The organism is Acidimicrobiales bacterium (assembly GCA_036399815.1).
GTDB lineage: Bacteria > Actinomycetota > Acidimicrobiia > Acidimicrobiales > DASWMK01 > DASWMK01.
In genome coordinates this window covers 1-2,405 of sequence record DASWMK010000277.1, presented here as the reverse complement: position 1 = coordinate 2,405, position 2,405 = coordinate 1, and the positions used below count along the sequence as shown (strand labels likewise).

Here is a 2,405-nt window from a genome sequence, read left to right as displayed (position 1 = left end):
CTCGGCGACCCCGCGGTCACCGGCGCGGTCGTCGTGGCGAGCCCCGAGGAGATGCCGGTCAACGAGACGATCGAGCTGTCGGCTCGCATCGTGACGGAGACGAACGTCGACCTCGCCGCCGTCGTCGTCAACCGGGTGCTGCCGGAGCTGTTCGGGCGGGGCGAGGAGGAGGTGTTCGACCGCCTCCGCGAGCCGGAGGGCGTTGCCGCGCTCAGCCGGGCGGCCGGCGGGCCGGCCGGCCCGGTGCTCGACGCCGCCGACCTCGCCGTCACCCTCCGGCGCACGAGGGCGGGGCACCTCGCCCACCTGCGGGCCGGCCTGCCCCCCGACCTGCCGCTGCTCTACGTGCCCTACCTGTTCACGCGGGCCCACGGCGTGCGGGCCACGACCCAGGTGGCCGAGGCGCTCGGCGCGGAGCTCGGGTACTGATGGCCGAGCCGGCGAGGACGATCGAGCAGCTGCTGGCGGCCAAGGAGATCGTCATCAGCTGCGGGTCGGGCGGCGTGGGCAAGACGAGCACGGCGGCGGCGATGGCGGCGATGGCCGCCGTCCACCTCGGCGGCAAGGTCCTGGTGCTGACCGTCGACCCGGCCCGCCGCCTGGCCAACGCGCTCGGCATGGAGCGGTTCGGCAACACGGAGACGACCGTGCCGGCCGCCGCCTTCGAGCAGGCCGGCGTGGAGCCGCGGGGCGAGCTGTGGGCGGCCATGCTCGACACCAAGCGCTCGTGGGACGACCTGGTGAACCGGCACGCGCCGGACGTGGCCACCCGGGACGCCATCCTCGCCAACCCGCTCTACAAGAACATCACCGGCAAGTTCGTCCAGAGCCACGACTACATCGCCATGGAGCGGCTCTACGAGCTGCACTCGGCCGGCACCTACGACCTGATCGTGGTGGACACCCCGCCGACCCGCAACGCCATCGACTTCCTCGAGGCGCCGTCGCGGATGGCCGACTTCTTCAGCAGCCGGCTGCTGCGGTGGCTGACGGCGCCGGCCCGCTCGCGCGTCGTCAGCATGGCGTCGAAGCCCTTCTACAGCGTGGCCGACCGCGTCCTCGGCTCCCAGTTCCTCGCCGACATCGCCGAGTTCTTCCTGCTGTTCCAGACGATGTACGAGGGCTTCGTCGAGCGGGCCACGGCCGTCAGCCGCACGCTCGAGGACCGGCGCACGACGTTCGTGGTGGTGAGCACGCTCGAGGCCGCGCCGGTGCGGGAGGCCGAGTTCTTCATGGGCGCGCTGGCCGACCGCCACTTCCACCTCGGCGCGCTCGTCCTCAACAAGGTGCTGCCGCCCTACCTGCTCGACCGGGACGCCACCGTCGTCGCCCAGCGGCTGTCGGCCGAGCCGGCCTCGCTGGCCGGGGCGGTGGCCGGGGCCGGCGAGCCGGCCCAGGTCGAGCGGGTGCTGAAGGAGGTGGGGGAGAGCTTCCTGAACTTCCAGGTCGTGGCCACGAGGGAGGCCGAGCAGCGGGCGGAGCTGGCGGCCGCCCCCGAGGTCGTCGCCTCCGTCCCCTACTTCGAGGAGGACATCTACGACCTCCACGGGCTGCTGCGGATGGGCGAGCGGCTCTGGCGGTGACGGCGGCCCGGGGACTGGTCGCGGCCGGCGAGGCCAACGTGGCCGGCGCCGCCGCCGACGTGCTCGCCGCGGGCGGCAACGCCTTCGACGCCGCCGTGGCCGCCGGGTTCGCCTCGGCCGTGGCCGAGCCGTGCCTCACCAGCCTGGGCGGCGGCGGGTTCCTGCTCGCCTGCCCGGCGGCGGAGGACCCCGTCGTCGTCGACTTCTTCGTGGACACGCCCGGGCTCGGCCTCGTCGACCGCCCCGACCCGAACTTCGAGCCCGTGCTCGTCCGCTTCCCCGGCGTCGACCAGGAGTTCGTCGTCGGCCACGGCGCGGCGGCCGTGCCGGGGACCCTGGCCGGCCTGCTCCACGCCCACCGCCGCCTCGGCCGCCTGCCGCTCGACCGGGTGGTGGCGCCCGCCGTGGCGCTGGCCGAGCGGGGCGTGGTGGTCGACGAGTTCCAGGCCTACGCCGCCTCGCTGCTGACCCCGATCCTGACGAGGACGACCGGCGCCGCCGCCCTGTTCGCCCCGGCCGGCCGGCTGGTGGCCGCGGGCGAGACGTTCGTGAACCCCGACCTGGCCGCCTTCCTCGCCGCCCTGCCGGCGTCGGCGGCGTCGTTCTACGGGGGCGACCTGGCCGGGCGGATGGCGGCCGACATGGCCGCCTGCGGCGGGCTGCTCACCACCGACGACCTCGCCGCCTACCGGGTGGCCGAGCGGGCCCCGCTGGCCACCGACGTCGGCGACCACCGCCTCCTCGGCATCCCGCCCCCCTCGGACGGCGGCACCCGCGTCGGCGGGATGCTGGCGGCGGCGGCGGCCGCCCTGCCCGGCGGCG

3 protein-coding genes are annotated in these 2,405 nt (G+C 75.4%); all 3 read left to right on the top strand.

The window, feature by feature from the left end:
• Positions 1–429 (top strand): anion-transporting ATPase (locus VGB14_20890; GenBank protein HEX9995389.1); only part of this gene is annotated, 429 nt, incomplete at its 5' end.
• Positions 429–1,583, top strand: coding sequence for an ArsA-related P-loop ATPase (locus tag VGB14_20885; GenBank protein HEX9995388.1), 1,155 nt, complete (start codon positions 429–431; stop codon positions 1,581–1,583). The genes VGB14_20890 and VGB14_20885, both read left to right, overlap by 1 nt.
• On the top strand, positions 1,580–2,405 hold an 826-nt coding region (locus tag VGB14_20880), incomplete at its 3' end, for a gamma-glutamyltransferase (GenBank protein HEX9995387.1). The genes VGB14_20885 and VGB14_20880, both read left to right, overlap by 4 nt.